This window comes from Salinicoccus halitifaciens, from assembly GCF_021026095.1.
In the GTDB taxonomy this organism is placed as follows: domain Bacteria; phylum Bacillota; class Bacilli; order Staphylococcales; family Salinicoccaceae; genus Lacicoccus; species Lacicoccus halitifaciens.
Genome location: NZ_JAJNCU010000003.1, coordinates 48,855 through 66,879, shown reverse-complemented (window position 1 = coordinate 66,879; position 18,025 = coordinate 48,855). Strand labels below are relative to the sequence as shown.

At 51.2% G+C, this 18,025-nt stretch carries 16 protein-coding genes and 1 riboswitch; of the genes, 6 read left to right on the top strand and 10 right to left on the bottom strand.

Annotated features, from left to right (window positions below; genetic code table 11):
• Positions 1–192 precede the first annotated feature (192 nt).
• A riboswitch (M-box (ykoK) riboswitch) is annotated at positions 193–359 on the bottom strand.
• 56 nt (positions 360–415) lie between these two features.
• A complete protein-coding gene (locus tag LPW40_RS06870) occupies positions 416–1,033 on the bottom strand; it encodes a phosphatase PAP2 family protein (RefSeq protein ID WP_230821498.1) in 618 nt (205 codons plus the stop codon).
• Positions 1,034–1,353: 320 nt separating this feature from the next.
• On the opposite strand from LPW40_RS06870, the gene LPW40_RS06865 reads away from it, so the two are divergent.
• The 3 genes from LPW40_RS06865 (at position 1,354) to LPW40_RS06855 (ending at position 3,758) form a co-directional block, all read left to right on the top strand.
• The gene (locus tag LPW40_RS06865) at positions 1,354–1,734 is read left to right on the top strand and encodes a fluoride efflux transporter FluC (RefSeq protein ID WP_230821497.1); all 381 of its coding nucleotides are present in this window, start codon (positions 1,354–1,356) and stop codon (positions 1,732–1,734) included.
• On the top strand, positions 1,731–2,096 hold the full coding sequence (locus LPW40_RS06860; RefSeq protein WP_230821496.1) for a fluoride efflux transporter FluC: 366 nt from the start codon (positions 1,731–1,733) through the stop codon (positions 2,094–2,096). Before LPW40_RS06865 ends, LPW40_RS06860 begins: the two co-directional genes overlap by 4 nt.
• A 129-nt stretch (positions 2,097–2,225) precedes the next feature.
• Positions 2,226–3,758: a BCCT family transporter gene (locus LPW40_RS06855; RefSeq protein ID WP_230821495.1), complete on the top strand. Its 1,533-nt coding sequence runs from the start codon at positions 2,226–2,228 to the stop codon at positions 3,756–3,758.
• 247 nt (positions 3,759–4,005) lie between these two features.
• On the opposite strand, the gene LPW40_RS06850 is transcribed toward LPW40_RS06855, so the two are convergent.
• The 4 genes from LPW40_RS06850 to LPW40_RS06835 are packed head-to-tail and all read right to left on the bottom strand — an operon-like array spanning position 4,006 to position 9,062.
• Positions 4,006–5,106, bottom strand: coding sequence for a mannitol-1-phosphate 5-dehydrogenase (locus LPW40_RS06850; protein WP_230821494.1), 1,101 nt, complete (start codon positions 5,104–5,106; stop codon positions 4,006–4,008).
• 1 nt (position 5,107) lies between these two features.
• Positions 5,108–5,533, bottom strand: coding sequence for a PTS sugar transporter subunit IIA (locus LPW40_RS06845; protein ID WP_230821493.1), 426 nt, complete (start codon positions 5,531–5,533; stop codon positions 5,108–5,110).
• Positions 5,534–5,539: 6 nt separating this feature from the next.
• A complete protein-coding gene (locus tag LPW40_RS06840) occupies positions 5,540–7,540 on the bottom strand; it encodes a BglG family transcription antiterminator (protein WP_230821492.1) in 2,001 nt (666 codons plus the stop codon).
• A gap of 46 nt (positions 7,541–7,586) precedes the next feature.
• A complete protein-coding gene (locus tag LPW40_RS06835) occupies positions 7,587–9,062 on the bottom strand; it encodes a PTS mannitol transporter subunit IICB (protein WP_230821491.1) in 1,476 nt (491 codons plus the stop codon).
• A gap of 251 nt (positions 9,063–9,313) precedes the next feature.
• On the opposite strand from LPW40_RS06835, the gene LPW40_RS06830 reads away from it, so the two are divergent.
• Positions 9,314–11,368 carry a HelD family protein gene (locus LPW40_RS06830; RefSeq protein WP_230821490.1) on the top strand — a complete coding sequence of 685 codons (2,055 nt, stop codon included), beginning with the start codon at positions 9,314–9,316 and terminating at the stop codon, positions 11,366–11,368.
• 384 nt (positions 11,369–11,752) lie between these two features.
• Here LPW40_RS06830 and LPW40_RS06825 read toward each other — a convergent pair whose 3' ends face one another.
• The 3 genes from LPW40_RS06825 to nadX all read right to left on the bottom strand — a co-directional run bounded on the left by LPW40_RS06825 (position 11,753) and on the right by nadX (position 14,168).
• Positions 11,753–12,397: a small-conductance mechanosensitive channel gene (locus LPW40_RS06825; protein ID WP_230821489.1), complete on the bottom strand. Its 645-nt coding sequence runs from the start codon at positions 12,395–12,397 to the stop codon at positions 11,753–11,755.
• 13 nt (positions 12,398–12,410) lie between these two features.
• Complete coding sequence (locus LPW40_RS06820; protein WP_230821488.1) at positions 12,411–13,115, bottom strand: DUF5058 family protein; 705 nt, start codon at positions 13,113–13,115, stop codon at positions 12,411–12,413.
• A gap of 273 nt (positions 13,116–13,388) precedes the next feature.
• On the bottom strand, positions 13,389–14,168 hold the full coding sequence (nadX, locus tag LPW40_RS06815) for an aspartate dehydrogenase (protein ID WP_230821487.1): 780 nt from the start codon (positions 14,166–14,168) through the stop codon (positions 13,389–13,391).
• A 282-nt stretch (positions 14,169–14,450) separates the two neighbouring features.
• On the opposite strand from nadX, the gene LPW40_RS06810 reads away from it, so the two are divergent.
• Complete coding sequence (locus tag LPW40_RS06810) at positions 14,451–16,133, top strand: BCCT family transporter (RefSeq protein ID WP_230821486.1); 1,683 nt, start codon at positions 14,451–14,453, stop codon at positions 16,131–16,133.
• Between the two features lie 38 nt (positions 16,134–16,171).
• Here LPW40_RS06810 and LPW40_RS06805 read toward each other — a convergent pair whose 3' ends face one another.
• Complete coding sequence (locus tag LPW40_RS06805; RefSeq protein WP_230821485.1) at positions 16,172–16,624, bottom strand: 2-thiouracil desulfurase family protein; 453 nt, start codon at positions 16,622–16,624, stop codon at positions 16,172–16,174.
• An 82-nt stretch (positions 16,625–16,706) separates the two neighbouring features.
• Here LPW40_RS06805 and LPW40_RS06800 point away from each other — a divergent pair, with 82 nt between their 5' ends.
• Positions 16,707–17,186, top strand: a complete 480-nt coding sequence (locus LPW40_RS06800) for a GNAT family N-acetyltransferase (protein WP_230821484.1) — start codon at positions 16,707–16,709, stop codon at positions 17,184–17,186.
• A gap of 7 nt (positions 17,187–17,193) precedes the next feature.
• On the opposite strand, the gene LPW40_RS06795 is transcribed toward LPW40_RS06800, so the two are convergent.
• A complete protein-coding gene (locus LPW40_RS06795; RefSeq protein ID WP_230821483.1) occupies positions 17,194–17,928 on the bottom strand; it encodes a YqjF family protein in 735 nt (244 codons plus the stop codon).
• Positions 17,929–18,025: the final 97 nt, after the last annotated feature.

The following is an 18,025-nucleotide window of genomic DNA, read 5'->3' as shown; positions in this document are numbered from 1 at the left end:
CCCCCATCAAGTCACAAGAAAGTGAGATGGTGGAAGGCCGTCATATTTTTCAGCGTTCGTATTTTCCGTCGTTATGGGTCGGGGGTCAGGGTCTGCGGCACTTTTTTTCTTCATCCATCTCACCTCCATAATAAAAAGCACACCTCTCCTGAAAGGAAGGTGCGCATGCTTGATGAGGCCGTTGGAAAGACGGCAACCCCTCCATTCGTAGAGCTTTAGCACTGTGCGGCATAGGGTATGGACCAGCTGCATTAAAAACCACCTTATATCGATGGTTCCTGTTGACCCATTGGCGTCTTTGGACATTTTTGGGCAGCAGCATATCTCCGGCACAGGAGCCTCACCTAACGAGGATGTATGCATTTGGTTGAATCAATGATTTTCCGATTATGCATGCAGGAAGCCTGAATCAAAGTCATCGCTTTTGCGGCATGAGTCTTTCGGTCACTCCCAGACAGGCAAAGAACCAGAAGACGGAAATGCTCACAGCAGCCAGGATGTCAGTCGGAAAGTGCATATCCACAAGAATTCTGCTGATTGCGATGAGCAGCATCAAGCAGAGCAGCATTAATGTGAGCACGACTTTCATGACCTTGCCTCCTGCATGGCGCAGAGACAAAAGGATCAGAAATGAGATGAGCAGTACGCTCCTCATCGTATGCCCGCTTGGAAAGCTGTAGGATGCCACTTCAAGTGAGAAGCCGAACATTTCGATCACCGTCATATCCCCGGGCCGTTCACGCTGAAAGAGGATTTTCAGCAGAAAGTTGAGCACGATGCCCCCAATGCTGACCATCAGGAGCATCAGTGCATACTCGAACCTTTTATACAGCATCAATGCTAAAAAGATGATGAAGGTCAATATGACAATGACTTCACCGGACCCGAGAATCGTCAAGGCGGACACCAACTGGGATACATATCCAGGTGTGACTTCGGTGAGCCAGTGCATTAATCTGCGGTCGAACGTCACCATATGATGTTGTAATGAAAGAAAGGTGATCACGATGAAAATACCGAGTGAAATCATCATTATGCCGTTTCTGTAACGATTTGAAATCATAAAGCGTCCAATCCATGCAGAAAGTCATCCGGTTCAAGCGACGTTGGATGACGATAACCTGCATTAATCGTAATTACTACGTTTTATATTCTACAATAACATGAGCCGCTTTTATAGTAGTATTTTTCAATTTTTTGTCTGTCCGGTGACACGGCCCGAGCATGGCTGAAATATAAAAAACCACTGGCCCCTCAGCAGAAAACACACTTTAAATGTTAAAATGATACGGAGGATCGTATGGGACGATGGTAATGATTGAGTCTCGGAAAGAACGGTGAGGAGGAGAGCGATTGATTTATGTATTAGTGGGCATTGCGGGGGCTTTCGGTGCGGCAAGCAGGTATTCGGCCGGAGTGCTGTTATACACGGAAGGGGCTTTTTTTCCGGCAGTGACTTTGAGTGTGAATCTCCTCGGAAGTTTTTTGATGGCCTGGCTGGCTGCCGGGATGTTTACAAAAATTTCAGTTCCCGAAAATATAAAAACTGCAGTAACCTCAGGGTTCATCGGATCGTTCACGACATTTTCGGCATTCAGCATCGAAACACTTGAAATGTTCCAGGAGGAAAGGATAATGGCAGGCGGGCTGTATATATTCGCGAGCCTCTTCGGAGGGGTCTTATTGAGTTATGCAGGTTATTACATTGGGACGGGGAGGCGGCGGTTGAGATGATATCCTTAATGCTGGTCGGGACCGGCGGTTTTTTCGGGGCCATTGCCCGCTATGCCATCAGTCGCAGGTGGAACAGAGATGGTTCATTAAAAATACCTGCAGGTACGCTTTTTGTAAATTTATCCGGCTCATTTCTGATTGGTCTCCTGACAGGGGCGGGGGTCGGCGGAATGGTGATGTTTTTGTTCGGGGTCGGTTTTTTCGGGGCATTCACGACATTTTCCACCTTGAATTATGAGGTGCTTCAGTTGCATTTAAAAAAGCATAAAAAGGAATTGCTGATATATATGCTCTTCACCTATGGCGGAGGGTTATTGTTTGTTTACCTGGGCTTCCTTACAGGCGGGATTTTCACGCTCTGATCCATTCCGTGTCACTGTTTTCTGCCTTCGTCCTCTTGAGAAAGCCCGGCATCTGGTCTATAGTGGAAAAATGTAAATAACTTCACTTTGTTTTCTTATGTACTTAAAAAATGAACAGAGGAGCTTTTTATGAATTTAAAATCAGTTTCTTCGGTGTTCTGGGTTGCGCTCGCCATTTGTGTGATCTTTGTCGGATTTGGTGCCTTCGTGCCGGAGCAGACCGAACAGGTCACGGGGGACATTACAGCCTTCATCTCTACATATTTCAGCTGGTACTATTTACTCCTGATCATGGTCATACTGGCCATCAGCGTATACCTGCTGTTTTCCCGTTACAGCAGCATCAGGCTCGGCAAGGAGGATGAGGATCCTGAATTCTCACTGCCTTCCTGGTTTGCAATGCTGTTCAGTGCAGGAATGGGCATCGGCCTTGTATTCTGGACGACGGCGGAACCGATCAGCCATGCATTCAACTCGGCTCCTGTATCACAGCCTGGTTCGGATCAGGCGATCGAGGAAGCGCTGCAGTATTCGTTTTTCCACTGGGGTATCCATGCCTGGGCCGTTTACGCAATCGTCGCGCTGACTTTTGCTTACTTCAATTTCCATAAAGGGTACCCGGGTCTTGTCAGTGCCACGCTGACGCCGCTCATCGGCGAGGAGCGGGCGCAGGGGATCTTCGGTAAGATGATTGATATCCTTGCGGTCATCGCGACGGTGACCGGGGTTGCGGCAACGCTTGGTTTCGGTGCGATGCAAATCAATGAGGGACTCGGCTATCTGTTCAACATCCCGTCGAACTTCCCGGTCCAGTTTGCGATCATTGCGGCATCCACAGTGCTCTTCACATGGTCCGCCTGGGCGGGGATCAACAAGGGCATCAAGCGGCTGAGCAACTTGAATATGTCGCTTGCGGCGATCGTTTTACTCGCGCTTTTCATCATCGGTCCGACGCTGTATATCCTGAACATGTTCACACATTCGATCGGGAATTATATTGCGAATTTCTTTGAGATGGGTCTCCGTCTTCCGATGAATGATGAGGCGCAGATGAACTGGGTGATCGACTGGACGATATTCTACTGGGCCTGGTGGATTTCATGGGCACCGTTCGTCGGCATCTTCATCGCCCGGGTTTCAAGAGGCCGGACGATCAAGGAATTCATCATCGGTGTGCTCGCCGTCCCTTCACTTGTCATGTTCATCTTCTTTACCGTTTTTGGCGCTTCAGCCATCAACCTGGAGGCGAACGGCATCGCGCAGATTTCGGAATATGCCACTGAAACGGCCACCTTCGCCATGCTGGAACAGTATCCGTTCGGCTACCTGATGAGTTTATTCACGGTGACGATCGTCGTGATATTCTTCGTGACATCCGCGGATTCCGCGACGTTTGTCCTCGGTATGCTGTCGACAAACGGCAATAACTATCCGGCGGGCTTTGTGAAAGTGAGCTGGGGCGTGATATTATCGGCATTTGCGGTCATCATGATCTATACCGGCGGCGTGCAGTCCATACAGAACATGCTCATCGTCGCAGCACTGCCTTTCTCGGTCGTCATCATACTGATGACCTGGTCACTGTTCATATCACTGAATGAAGAACGGCCGAGGTACAAGAATCAAGGCACCAGAAGATTGTTTGTAAAGAAGCAGGACTGATACTCTTTATCTGAAAGCCCTCCGAGTGAGGGCTTTTATTGTTGCCGGACAACGTATAGTATAGAGGAAAGCTGAATTCGAACTGAAAGGAACTGCCATGGTCATTACAGAAACCCTCATTTCGGTTGCGGTCCTCGCAATCAGTGCCGTTTTCGGCGGTACAGTTTACATAATTAACCTGGATGAACACAATAAAAACCCGTACATCATTTTGATGTACGGGTTTCATTCTACGGCAATATTCATGTCAGGTGATTTCCCTGATCAGCTTTTCGGACAGCCGGCTGTGTTTTTTGAGGAAGGCGGCGATGCCTGACTCTCTTATCAGAGTGTTCATCCTGGTCTGCTCGGGATCTTCAGTATTATCAAACTGCAGTGCAAAAGACACCAGTCTTGCCAGTGCATCATGCTTCAACCCGTGCTCATGGAGCCAGGTGAGCGGTTTGATGATGCGGTCGTCCGGGCCGAGTTTCCTGAGTACGCCGCGTCCAACCCTGTTCAAGTCATCGGAAAGGTGCGCATTTTTAAAACGGCCGATGATTTTCTCTATATATTCATCCTGCTCCGCCCGGCTGAAGTCATAGACTTCCGTCAGGTAGACGGCGGTTTCCGACAGCACGTCCCTTAAAAATGATTCTATTCTTTCATCGCCCATTGCTTCCGACACCGTATCAAGTCCGAGCGTGCGGCCGTAATAGGCGATGGCGGCGTGGCCGGTATTCACGGTGAAAAGCTTCCTTTCAATATAGGGCATGAGGTCCGATACATAAGTGACGCCTTCAAGCTTTTCTTCACCGGCCCAGGCGTCTTCCTCGATCACCCATTCGAAGAACGGTTCGACTTTGACATCCAGTATATTGTCGTTGGTCTGCATCGGCACGATGCGGTCGACAGCGGAGTTCGGAAAGCTGACGATGTCTGGATCGATGCTGCCGGTGGTGTTGAGGATCGCTTCCTTTAAAGCATCCGTCGCCATCACCGCGTTCTCGCATGCGATGATATTGAGCGGCCGCCCGGTTGCTGCGCGTGCTTCCAGATGGGGCGCGATGGCGTTCGCGATGACGGGCAGGATGTTCACGCCGACGGCGGTCGTGATGATGTCCGCTTCCATGATTGCTGCTCTCAGCGCCTCAGGATGCTGGGCGGTGTTGATCCCTGCCACATCATCGATCGTATACGAGGCACCATTTTCCTCTGCGATATGGACAGTGTAGGCGCGGTCCTGATTGAGTGCCTCTATGATGTCCAAATTGACATCGGCGAACGTCACGGAATAGTCGTTGTCATGCAGGACCTTTCCGATGAACCCCCGGCCAATGTTGCCTGCGCCGAAATGGACTGCTTTCATCCTAATCTTCCTCGCTCTCGAAAATCTCGATGATTTCTTCGGCGGAAGATGCATTGATCACTTTCTCGGCGTTTTCCTCTTCGGAGAAGATGATCGCAATCCTTTGGAGCAGTTCTAGGTGTTCATTCCCCTTGCCTGCAATTCCGAGCACGACTTTCGCCTCGTTGCCGTCGAAATCGACGCCTTCCGGAATCTGGATCAGTGACAGTCCGCTTTCTTTGACTGAAGACTTGCCGTCCTCCGTGCCGTGGGGAATCGCAAGGCCGTTGCCCATGAACGTCGATACGACGGATTCACGTTCAAGCATGGAATCGATATACGCCGGTTCCACAGCACCTGCATCCACTAAAATCTGGCCTGCCGCCTTGACTGCCTCTTCTTTTGTAGCTGCACTCTGGTTCAGTTTGATGTTCTCTTTTTTGATCATAAAACATTAGTCCTTTCCGTAATTGTATTTGATATGGTCTTTAATCGTCTCTTCGATTTTTCCGCTGTCGATGAGCGAAGCGATGTCTTCATGATATTCACCGAGCAGCACGCTGATATCGCTGATCAGCTCGTTGATCTTTGTGGCCTCCGGCACGAGCAGGAGGATCTGATGCTCCACCGTGACTTGTTCGCCGCGGTAGTTCTTATCAATGAACCCTTCACGATTTTTAACGATCAGCATTTCATGTTTAGTAATGGATCCGGATTTGACGTGCGGGAATGAAAATCCGGATTCCCCGATGATGAAACCAGTCATCCTGTACCGCTCATTTAAAATGCTCATAATCGCCTCAATGTCCTGAATGCTTGAATGTTCTGCCAGAACCGCTCCCGCTGCAGCGGGTGCTTCCATCTTTTCATCCAGTTCAATGTGCTTTTTGAAATGGAACAGCTCCGTCGCCTGCAGGATCTTGTCGATGTCGATATCTTTATTTTCCTGTTGCCGTGACTTTTTGGCCGTGTAAACTCCCGCGGTGCCGCTCTCCTGGATGGCTTCGGAAATTTTCTTCACGCTGTAGTCGTCGAGCAGCGGGGTCACCAGTATATAATTGTCGATATCGAGCGGTACGGTGCTGAGCACGAGTTCATCTTCGCCGAACTGCGTGTCTGCGAGTTCGGAAATCGACAGTTCACGCTTGATATGAATGTTCTGGAAATGCGTCCGCAGCTGATTGGAGAGGATGCGGCTCGTGCCGATTCCGGACGAACACACCGTCGTGATTTCAACAGGAGGGTTCGCTTTCAGGATACCCCCGAAATGGATGGTTAAAAACCCGATTTCCGATTCATCCACCTTTTCAATGCCGAAGACTTCCCTGAATGCCTCCCCGCTCGCCCGGAACAGGGCGGGGTACTGGTCCTTGATCACTTCAAGCAGCGGGTTCGCCGTGATGATGTTGGATTCCAGGCGGTGCAGCATCGGCTCGATATGGAGCACAAGGCCTTCCTGCAGCTCCGGGTATGCATGAAAAGGGTAATCCATCTTTTCACCGACCTTGCGGATGAACTTTTTGGTCTGTGCCTCCGTCCTGCCGGAGCCCGCCTCCGCCTGGGACTTCCTTTTGCTGCCCCGGAGATGCATCGTGATGAAATAAACTTCTTCATCCGGGAATGTGATGCCGAACGCTTCTTCGATCTTCAGCGTCAGCGCTTTTGAGACTTCGTATTCCTCGGTGTCCGCGAGCTCTTCCTTGATTGCGGGGCTTATTTCCACGGCCTGGGTGTTGACTGTCCGCTCGATCGCGAGGACGATATGGAGCGTCAAGTTCAGATAGGCGTTTTCGGTGAGCTGATAGGGCAGGATCACCAGTTCATCCATCAAGAGCCGCTCGACTTTGAAGATATGGTCGACTTCAAGGACGCCGAGCAGTTTATCGTTGATGAGGGAACTGAACACGAAGTTGTTCTCGATGACCGAGTAGATGCTGTTGGAATTCAGTTCATCGACCATCATGTTGGTGAGGAAATTCTGCTTGTTCAAAGTGTCGCCATTCAGGTGGACGCCTGCCCGCCGGTCCTTTGTGATCGAAAGATCATAAGGGGATAGTTCCCGGTTCAAGTCGCTGATCAGCTCATCCAGTGCGTGTTCGCTCGACCCGAGTTCAAAAGCGAGGGCACTCTTCTTCGTGCCTTCCGGCCGGAGCATCAGGTTGTAGATCAGTGCGACCTGCTTCTCCTCCGCACTCAAGTCTTTTGCGGAGTTCTCAGCGATGTAGCGCGTCAGCGCATCCCGCTCAAGGGGTGTGATGTCGATGCGGATGCCGCGCCTGTACTCGCTTTCGAGCGGGATATTCAATGCATCGAGCGTTTTTCTGACATTGACGAGTTCACGGTGGACGGTGCGCGAGGAGACGCCGAGCTTTGAAGCGATTTCGTTGATCAATAAAAAGGCGCCATTATGATATATGAGTTCAGTGATGATTTTCTTTTCCCTTGAACTGATCATAATGGCGTCCTCCCGGATTCATTTATTCTGTTGATTTAAATCCAGTTTATTGATGTTTTTTCAATTCTTCAAGCAATTCGTCGTATTTCGGGCTGTTCAGGAAGTTGTCGACCGAAATATGATGGGCATCGGGCACTTTATTCTCGGCGCGTTCTGTCAGCGTCTTCTGCGTGATGATGATGTCTTCATCACCTTTCAGCTGGTTGATGGCCGAGTTCGTGACATCGATGTCGAGGCCCGCTTTTTTGAACTTGTTCTTCAGCATGCCTGCGCCCATCGCACTCGAGCCCATTCCGGCGTCGCATGCAAAGACGATTTTCTCGACGTTCGCATAATCGATGCTGGAATCCACATCGGTGCTCTCTTCCTTCAGTGCCTTCATCGCTTCGGATTCCCCGTCGGCGGCGGAGAGCGTGCCTGCAACGGAGGATTTTTTGCCTTTCTGCGCTTCCATCTGTGCAGTCGCCTGCGTCAGGTCGCCTTCAGGCTGTTTCGTATACCTCAGTATGAATGCGGAAACCGTGAATGAGACGGCTGTCGCGATGGCGACACCTGCAATCATCTGGATGTATTCCCCGCCCGGTGTCGTCAGCACGTAGGCGATGATGCTGCCGGGTGCCGGCGGTGCTGCCAGGCCGAAACCGAGAATGCTGTAGGTCAGTATGCCGGATGCGCCGCCGAGGATCACTGCGATCAGGAGCATCGGCTTCATCAGGATGTACGGGAAGTAGATTTCATGGATACCGCCGATGAACTGGATGAATGCCGCCCCCGGCGCTGTGGCACGTGCCGTGCCTTTGCCGAAGAACATGTAGGCGAGCAGTACGCCGAAGCCCGGTCCCGGATTGGATTCGAGAGTGAACAGGATGGAACGGCCCATCTCCGACGCTTCGATTGTTGCGAGCGGCGTCAGTACACCGTGGTTGATCGCGTTGTTCAGGAACAGGACTTTCGCCGGTTCAATGAATATGCTGACCAGCGGCAGCACACCCCAGCCGATGATCAGATCGACGCCCTGTCCAAGCAGTTCCGTCAGTCCAAGCACAAGCGGCCCCAACCCGTACATGCCGAGGAGGGCAAGCAGGAATGCGAGTATACCGGCCGAGAAGTTGTTCACCAGCATCTCAAGCCCCTGCTTCGTCCTCGGGATCAGGAACTCATCGACTTTCTTCATCAGGTAACCACCGAGCGGACCCATGATCATGGCGCCGAGGAGCATCGGCGAATCCGCTGCTGCGATGATACCCATCGTCGCCGTCGCACCGACGACCCCTCCACGTGTATCATGGACGAGACGTCCGCCCGTGAATGCGATGAGGAGCGGTAAAAGGTAGATGATCATCGGATCGACCATGCCGGCGATGTTCTCATTCGGGAAAAATCCGGCTTCGATGAATAATGCCGTAATCAGGCCCCATGCGATGAATGCTGCGATGTTCGGCATGATCATGCTGCTCAGGAATGATCCGAACGCCTGCGCTTTACGTTGAATGCCGCTCTTTCGAGCTGTTTCTTCTGCCATATGCGTCACCCCTTCAGATTGATATTTATTGTTGATTCAATTTTAAGGTGAATCGTCCGCATAAACAATCAAATCCCGCATCGGCTTTGTCACAAAGTCCGTGACAAAAATAAAAGGAGCGCACCCCTCCCGGAGCCGCTCCCTGCATTTAACAAATCCAGTATATCATATGGGGCATACAAACATAAGACTACTTTTTCTGCCTCAATCGTTGTATTATAAGCAATGCATTTAAAAAGAGGAGTGGTCTGATGGGGAATGAATTTGAACATGAAGCGGGGCATCTGGACTTCACGGTGAATTTCCTGAAAGCATATAATGCGAGCCTTTCGAAACAGCTGGATATGACATCCGGAGATATTCTTGAGACGCGGAAAGCACTGAATGACGATGTGTCCAATACATTCGATTTTGAAGACGGCAACGTCATGGACTTCATTTCGATGGTGCCGGAAATGCGCATGACTGAAATGAAATTCAATTATATAGAAGACATGCGGGAGACGACTGAGCGTCTGATGCATAAGCCTTACTTCGGCAAGCTGGTCGTGGACGGGGAGCCGGTGTACATCGGCGGTGCGACCATCCAGGATAATGAACACAATATCCTGATCTACGACTGGCGTACGCCGATTGCGAGTTTATTTTACGAGAACCGCGTCGGTGAACTGACCTACAGGATTCCCGACGGTACGAAAATAAAAAGCGACGTCACGCTCAGGCGCCAGTTCCAGATCGAGGGCGGGAAGCTTTTGAACATGTTCGACAGCGATCTGTACATCGGCGATGAGATGCTCCAGCAGCTGATCACCGATTCTTCCAGGTCGAAACTTAAAAATATCGTTGCAACGATCCAGAGCGAACAGAACATCATCATCCGCCAGCCGCTCAACCAGGACACGCTCGTCTACGGTCCGCCGGGGAGCGGTAAGACGTCGCTTGCGATGCAGCGCATCGCGTATTTGATGTTCACGTACAGGGACCGCCTGAAGGCGGAGAACATCATGCTGATGTCACCGAATGAAGTGTTCAACGACTATGTGTCCGACGTGCTGCCGGAGCTCGGCGAGGAGAATGTCAAAAATATGACGTTCTACCGCATGCGTAACGCATTCATTTATTTCAACGGGCGCAGGTTCGAGTCGCTCGCAGAAAACATCCAGCGGCTGGGCCACGAGGATGCATCGGCATATAAGTACAAGACGTCCGTTGAATACTTCAGCCATCTGAAGCAGTATATCGAAAGACTCGGTGAATACGGGATGCATTTCCGGGATTTGAAATACGGCGGGAAAGTGCTTGTCCCGAAAGAACTGATTGAAAGGGTGTTCTACGAGGATCTGGGCGCCCATCCCGTCACGCGCCGTCTGCATAAGATCTATGAAGACCTGCTGGATATATACCGTAGGGAGCTGAAGCAGCTGACTGGGGAGAAGTTCAAGGCGCTCGACGAATCGCCCGAGTATATCGGTGAGAGGGAAGAGTTGAAGAAGATGGCCAATGATGAGGCCACAAAAGAGCTCGCAGCCCTCCATGCGCAAATACGCCGGTTCAGGTTCGTCCAGCTTGAGAAGGTGTATGTCCGGTCGATTGCGGACAAGGCCGTGCGGCGCGAAACGATAGAAAACATCAAGCGCAACGACTTCAAATATGAGGACCTTGCACCCATGCTGTACCTGTACATCCATATCATCGGCGCGGGCAATAAAAAGATACGCCACGTCATCCTTGATGAAGTCCAGGACTATTCCAACATCCAGTATGCAGTGATGAAGGACTATTATCGGAATGCGACATTCACGAGCCTCGGCGATAAGCACCAGCAGATCCATCCGGTCGGCAGTCCGGAATTGATCGCAGACGACCATCATGTGATGCAGCTTCAGAAGTCCTACCGCTCGACGAACCAAATCAACGATTATTTGAATACCATCGTGCCCGGCGGCATCGATTCGGTCTCCGTCGACGGACAGGACGTGCAGTTTATTGATGTTGAAGATGAAGCGGCGCATATCCGGTCGATGGTAAGTCGGGACATGCCGGAGCAGATGGCGATCATTACACCGTCACGGGAAGCGGCGGACCGTATTTTTGAGGAATTGAAGGATGACATTCCGGGTTTGAAAAACCTGCAGGAAGTCGACACGATTTATAATCAGGATTATCTCGTCCTGCCTTATTACTTGTCGAAAGGCTTCGAGTACAATACCGTCATCATCACGGAATCGTCGTTTTATGACGACCTTCCCCTCGTCAAATACGTACTCGCATCCCGTGCGACGAGGAATCTGTATCTGCTGGACTGAGTGCCGGAGCCTTCAAGTGTTCAGTTATCCTGATTTCTGGGCCTATCTAAACAGCAACGGCCTTCAGGTGTTCAGTTAGCAAGATTTCCAGGCCTATCTAAACAGCAACGGCCTTCAGGTGTTCAGTTATCCGGATTTCCAAGCCTATCTGAACAGTAACGGCCTTCAGGTGTTCAGTTATCCGGATTTCCGGCTCTATCTAAACAGCAACGGCCTTCAGGTGTTCAGTTATCCGGATTTCCGGCTCTATCTAAACAGTAACGGCCTTCAAGTGTTCAGTTATCCGGATTTCCGGTCCTATCTGAACAGCAGCAACCTCCCGGCATGATTAAGGGGGACTCCATATGGAGTCCCCCTTTTTAGTATCTCGAGATCATATAAAAATCAGGCGGCTGTCTCTTTGCGTCTGTCGATCAGGAGCATGATTCCGACGACGAGCAGCACACAGAGTAAATTTTTGGCGAATAAAGGCACCGGGGAAGCGTTGACAAGGAAACCGATGGCGAGTGCCAGGATTCCGTACCACGGCAGCCTGCCGGCGAATTGTACGAATACCGCCCCGAAGATGGCCGGGAGCACGTACGGGAAGATTTGCTGGATGTCTTCCGGTATGACGGTCAACAGCCAGAGCCCGGCAAGTATCACGGGCACGAGTATGAGCTTGTTCACTATGGATGCTGCACTGATGCCGAGTGTGGCGACGACTTCCCCTTTCTCAGAACTCGGTTCGACACCGACTGCGTCCTGGCATGCTGCGACCGCAGGAAGACACATATTTGAAATATTCCCCGTAAAGAAGGCAATGTATGTACCAGCGGATCCGAGCACCGGGTAGTACATGATCGGTTCAAGGAACCAGACGACCCCTATGACTGCGGCATAGGCGAAAAATGCGTTCAATATGAGAGGGAAACCGGGATGGTACCCCATGACGAATGAAAGGTAGAGGGGCAGTGCGAATGAAATCAATATTCCTATACTGAGTGTAAGGCGGCCCCAAAAGTGTGTTGATTTAGCATAACTATCCATTATTGAATACCTCCTATACTATAAAATATACGGCGATCAGGCTGGCGAGGATCGAAAAACCGAGTGACCATTCCTTCAGCCAGCCGATATTTTTCTTGTTTGCGGTCGTATTGATGATGAACGAGACGACCATGGCGACCACCCCGGCGAATATGTAGGTGCCGCCGTTTAAAAACTCATTCGACAGAAGTGAACCGAATATGGCGATCATCGCACCGCTGGCTACGATGCCGAGGATGTGTTTGCCTTTCGGTTTACGGCTCAATCTTTCCTGGATCTTATTCAGCGACGGTGTCGCAATCACTGTGAAGATCATCCAGCCCGCACCGCCGACGCATAGCACCCAGACGATGAGGGAGAAGACCTCTGGAGTGAAGCCTGCACTGCCGAGCTGTACGCCCGCAGCCTCTGCAGAAAGCTGGGCGCCGACACTCTCAATCGGTGCCGAACCGATGACGCCGATACGCATCAGGGTCAGCGGGTTCCCGATCAGTGAAATGAGGGAGACCGCCACGATGATGATGCCGATTGAAGGGCCGATTGCCGTGATGGCGCCTGTTTTTATGGAGCGGTTGATTTCTTCATCCGTAAGGCCGATCTCTTTTGCCCGCTTCTTCGACATCGAAAGAAACTTGAATGCCTGGAACATCACGACGATGATGATCGCCGAAGCGAATATCCAGACGACTGGATGATTTGCAAATTCCATGCCTGTCATATGTATAACCTCTTTCTTTTTTTAAAATAAACTGCCCGCGATAAGGCCGGTCGGCACACCTGCAATGTACCACATCAAAAACGCTTCCAAAATTCAGACGGATTTTGATGTTGAAGCGGTTACATTCTTCAGCGTATGGACACTTTCCGTCCCAACCGGACCTTATCCCGAAGCTATATTGTATCAGTATTGAAATCCCGCCGCAACTGAAAATTCAGATTACAATACCGGGAAATAAAACATGGAAACCCCTCCCGGATTTCCACGTTTCAGTCAATTTCCGTATTTGATGTTTTCCTCGAGGCGCTCAAGTGTCCCGATGATGCAGAGTGCTGCAAGCGCGCTCGTTTTCGGGTTTTCAGGGAGCGGGTCATTTTTGATGGTGAGTTCCGCTTCCCCGAAGCCGCCCGACAGTTTGATCTGATGGATGTTCTTATCGATCCCGGGGTCGGCGATCAGCCGGACGTCCGTGTCCCGGATGCCGAGGCCCGCCAGTGACAGGATGATCGAGACATTCATGTTTTTCGGGAACTTCTCGATGGCTTCGTACGCTTTGCCGCTGAAGACGGTCTTTTCCTCCGTAAGTACTTCCTCCGTCAATGAATGTGCGGGCTTGCGTGTAATCAGTTCCACCTGCTCCAGGTTGCCGAGTGCTTTCGCATTCTGGATCAGGTCGAGGCCGCCGATCGCGCCGGATGGCAGATGCAGCTTATGTCCATGCGCCTCTGCAAGGCGGCCGGTTTCCTCAAGAAGGGCCTCATCGACCAGGGCACCGACACTGATCAGCATCGTGTCTTTCTTTTGGATCACTTCCGGAAGCAGGGCGCGCACCGTCTCGACGTTCGCCGCTTCAACGACCATATCGATGTCCGATGCGAGAAAGGCCTCCCGGTCCGTATGGAGCGTGACGCCGTATTCCGCCTCGAGATGCTGATACTTTTCCCTGTTCCTGACGAGTACACATTTAATGGCGAGTGCCTGATGCTTCTCCTTATTGATTTTTTCAAGCAGATACCGGCCGATCGCACCGGATCCGATTAAACCTATATTCATGATATCCCTCCGTATCGTCTGTTGATATCAGTGTAGATGTAAAGGCTGCCGGTGACAATAAAAACCGGCCGGGGTGTTTTATTTTGGGGGTGGACATGTTACCATGATTAGGTTTGGTGCGGTAAGTGCCTGCTGTTATATGGACGGAAATGCTGCGGGTTCTGGATTATGGGGGGTCTTTTAGGGTAAGATTTTACTATAAAGGCCTTTTTTTGTCCCGGGCCGCAAAGTCTGTCTTCGTCTACATCAGTGGATGGCACAAAATTTTAGGAGGGTTTATGAATGAATAGTAAGTCAAAGGTCACTTCAGTCTTTTATATCTCTCTGGCGATAGCGTTTGTATTCATATTATGGGGCGTCTTCTTCCCCGGTAACCTTGAGATGATACTCGGTTATGTGAATGATTTCATATCCAATACGTTCGGATGGGTATATATGCTCGCGATGACCGGCTTTGTACTCTTTGCATTGTTCCTGATCATCAGCCCGTACGGTAAGATCAGGCTCGGCAGGCAGGATGAAAAGCCGCAGTACAGAGCATTCACATGGTTTTCATTCCTGTTCACGGCAGGTATGGGTGTCGGTCTTGTGTTCTTCGGTGTCACCGAGCCGCTGACCCATTACTATAATCCGCCGACGGTCGAAGGTGAATTGGTTGCCGCCCAGCAGGAAGCGCTGCAGTATACATTATTCCACTGGGGCCTGCATCCTTGGGCCGTGTATGCGGTCGTCGGACTGGCGCTTGCGTACTTCAACTTCAGACATAAGGCACCGCTGCTCATGAGTTCATCGCTCGTCCCGCTGCTCGGCGACAGGGCGAATGGATGGATGGGTAAGAGTGTGGACGTGCTTGCGGTATTCGGTACGATATTCGGTATCGCAACGTCCCTCGGTCTTGGTGCAACGCAGGTTTCAGCAGGACTCAGCTACAGTTTCGACTTCATAGAAAACACCATCGTCACACAGATGATCGTCGTCATCCTGATTACACTTGCATTTGTGGCATCGGCTGCGACGGGTCTGAATAAAGGGATCCGTTACTTGAGCATCGGCAACGTGATCATGGCGATAGCGCTCATGCTCTTCGTATTCGTCTTCGGATCTTCCGTGAAGATGATCGAGGCGTTCATGACGAACCTCGGTAACTATGTGCAAAATCTTCCGAGCATGACGCTCGGCATGAATGCATTCGAAGGTGACCGCGGTTTCCTGAATGACTGGACGCTGTTCTACTGGGCATGGTGGATCGGCTGGGCGGCTTTCGTCGGCAGTTTCATCGCGCGTGTCTCCCGCGGGCGTACAATACGTGAATTCATCCTTGGCGTAATGGGTGTGCCTGTATTGTTCAGTGCCCTCTGGTTTGCGGTCTTCGGTGTCGCAGGCATTGAAACCGACGGCATCCTGAATGGCGGGCTCTACAGCCTGATGGTGGATGAAGGGAATGAGGTTGCACTCTTCGCCTTCCTCGAGAACTATCCGGCAGCACCGATCATCATGGGGATCGCAATACTGCTGATTGCGTCATTCTTCGTCACATCCGCCGACAGCGGTACATTCGTGCTTGGCATGCTGACGACCGGCGGTTCCTTGAACCCGCCGCTTAAAGTGAAGCTTACGTGGGGTGCAATCCTTGCCGGTACCGCAATGGTGCTGTTATTCTCAGGCGGCCTGAATGCCCTTGAGATGGCGATGCTGATTGCCGCATTCCCGTTCACCTTCATCGTCGTGCTGCTTGCGATATCCTTGTATAAGGCGCTGCGCAGCGAATACCACATCATCGAACTTGAAAGAAGACACCTGCTCTATGAACCTGGCTACGAAGAAGAGACCAAAAAAGAGCTGGAAGAAAAAATTGAAGCATTCGAGAAGACACTGCCTGATGAATTTGAAGAAATTCCTGAAGGTGAAGAAGTGGGCAAAGATGAAGATACGGAAACAAACAAGGAAACAAAAAAAGGTGAGTGACCATAATTTAAGCGGCTGTCCTGATGGACAGCCGCTTTTTATAATGCCTCAAACTCTTTTTCCGATATGACCTTGATGCCGTTTTTCTCCAAAAGGGCCGTCGTCACACCGGCGCCGGGGACTTTATTGCCGCTGAAGGTGCCGTCGTAAATGGCTTTGCTGCCGCATGACGGGCTGTTTTCCTTCAGGACGACCATTGTGGGCGCGTATTGCCTGAAAATCTCGAGTGTGTCGTATGCACCTTTTAAAAAGTGTGCGGTGACGTCTTTGCCGGCAGTGTCGACGACCCTGGCCCTGCCTTCCAGCACATCATGCCCGTCCCCGCCCTGGATTTCCGCCGGATGCCTCGGTGTCGGCAGGCCGCCGAAAACTTCCGGGCAGACGGGCAGTGCGCGGCCCGCATCCATCAGGCGCCTGATTTTCTCATTTAGACTGTTGTTGCCGTCATAGCGTACATTTTCTCCGATGAGGCATGCACTGACCAGTATCATTCAAACCCCTCCCGGTTATAAAAGTGACCATTTATATAGTATCATGAACAATGATTGAAATTCCGACAGACAGGTGATGGATATGACTGAAGAAGTGAAGCTGAAGTTCTACGATGATTCATACTACGATGACTTGAAGGCGTATGTACTGACGGATGAGGATGCGCACTTTTCCGCCCGGCCGCTGGATGTGCTCGAAAGCTGCCTGCATGATCCCCGGCGCCGGATGGTGCTGATCATCCAGCGCAGTGTTGCCGGGGTCTTTATTTTACAGAGCGGCAGTGTGGTGAAGGAATACAGCGACAATCCGGATGCGCTCGTGATGTTCAGCTATTCCGTCGATTCGAGGAAGCAGGGCCGGGGCATCGCCAGTGGCTCATTTCGGAAGCTCGATGCTTTCGTGAAAGCACATTACGGTAATGTCGACGAAGTGGTCCTTGGCGTCAATGTCAGAAACAAAGCGGCACAGCATGTATATGAAAAAGCCGGATTCAAAGACACGGGCCGCAGTTTTGAAGGGCCGGTCGGCCGGCAGATCATCATGAGCAGGCCAATAGGGTGATCACGCATCACTCGGACTTGTAAGGCGGCCAGAAAAGTACATCCAGTTCCGGCGTATAGTGCGCGATGACGGGCTCCCCGGTCATATCGCCGGGCAGTAGTGAATTGATGGAATCGGGATCATAGTCGACTGAGACGTCGGCAAGCTTCCATTTCAGATGGTGGATGCCGATATGCATCACTTTCCCCCCGAGCGTCTTATACAGCCTGTAGCGCTCGAACAGCCAGTGGTCCAGCGTGCCTTCCTCGGACGGTGCGGCACTGGACAGGACTTTATACCTGCCGTCGAACCATGCTTTTGCGTCATGCTGGCGTCTGCTGTAGAAATGTGTCCATCCGTTTTTCCTCTGCCTCTTCATCTTCGCTTTATAATACGGGAGCGTCGCCGTCCGGGCACCGAGCACCGGAATGATCTTTTCGGCATCCAGGCTGAAGAAATAAACACCCGGTATGCCTTTATGCTTCACGTAGGTCCTCGTGTTCAGCTCCAGAAATTTATGGAAATACGGGAACCTCGGTATATTCCTGAACTTCAGGTTCTTTACATTGAACGGGAATATCGAGATCCATGCCCGCCCTTCATATACATCCAGCTCAAGCTCATCGGGCACATGATGGGATAACTCCTCCGGATCGACGGGGATGTGGAGGGTCACCACCTCTTCCCATTTCTGGAACATCACCCACGGGCCGGAGGGCAGGGGTGCGGTCCTGTGTTCCGTATAGTTCAGCAGCTCATTCATTTCATTCACCTTCCGATCTTTATTGTACTGTAACCCGTGGGGAAGACGGCTAAACGTACAGCGAATTCCCTTTTCCCCCAATTTCTTCAAAAAAAGC

Bases quoted from the DNA above. Each gene is read 5' to 3' on its own strand.
- LPW40_RS06870 (WP_230821498.1), bottom strand. From the start codon at position 1,033: ATGATGATTTCACTCGGTATTTTCATCGTGATCACCTTTCTTTCATTA.
- LPW40_RS06860 (WP_230821496.1), top strand. From the start codon at position 1,731: ATGATATCCTTAATGCTGGTCGGGACCGGCGGTTTTTTCGGGGCCATT.
- LPW40_RS06855 (WP_230821495.1), top strand. From the start codon at position 2,226: ATGAATTTAAAATCAGTTTCTTCGGTGTTCTGGGTTGCGCTCGCCATT.
- LPW40_RS06850 (WP_230821494.1), bottom strand. From the start codon at position 5,106: ATGAAAGCAGTCCATTTCGGCGCAGGCAACATTGGCCGGGGGTTCATC.
- LPW40_RS06845 (WP_230821493.1), bottom strand. From the start codon at position 5,533: ATGATCAAAAAAGAGAACATCAAACTGAACCAGAGTGCAGCTACAAAA.
- LPW40_RS06840 (WP_230821492.1), bottom strand. From the start codon at position 7,540: ATGATCAGTTCAAGGGAAAAGAAAATCATCACTGAACTCATATATCAT.
- LPW40_RS06835 (WP_230821491.1), bottom strand. From the start codon at position 9,062: ATGGCAGAAGAAACAGCTCGAAAGAGCGGCATTCAACGTAAAGCGCAG.
- LPW40_RS06830 (WP_230821490.1), top strand. From the start codon at position 9,314: ATGGGGAATGAATTTGAACATGAAGCGGGGCATCTGGACTTCACGGTG.
- LPW40_RS06825 (WP_230821489.1), bottom strand. From the start codon at position 12,397: ATGGATAGTTATGCTAAATCAACACACTTTTGGGGCCGCCTTACACTC.
- LPW40_RS06820 (WP_230821488.1), bottom strand. From the start codon at position 13,115: ATGACAGGCATGGAATTTGCAAATCATCCAGTCGTCTGGATATTCGCT.
- nadX (WP_230821487.1), bottom strand. From the start codon at position 14,168: ATGAATATAGGTTTAATCGGATCCGGTGCGATCGGCCGGTATCTGCTT.
- LPW40_RS06810 (WP_230821486.1), top strand. From the start codon at position 14,451: ATGAATAGTAAGTCAAAGGTCACTTCAGTCTTTTATATCTCTCTGGCG.
- LPW40_RS06805 (WP_230821485.1), bottom strand. From the start codon at position 16,624: ATGATACTGGTCAGTGCATGCCTCATCGGAGAAAATGTACGCTATGAC.
- LPW40_RS06800 (WP_230821484.1), top strand. From the start codon at position 16,707: ATGACTGAAGAAGTGAAGCTGAAGTTCTACGATGATTCATACTACGAT.
- LPW40_RS06795 (WP_230821483.1), bottom strand. From the start codon at position 17,928: ATGAATGAGCTGCTGAACTATACGGAACACAGGACCGCACCCCTGCCC.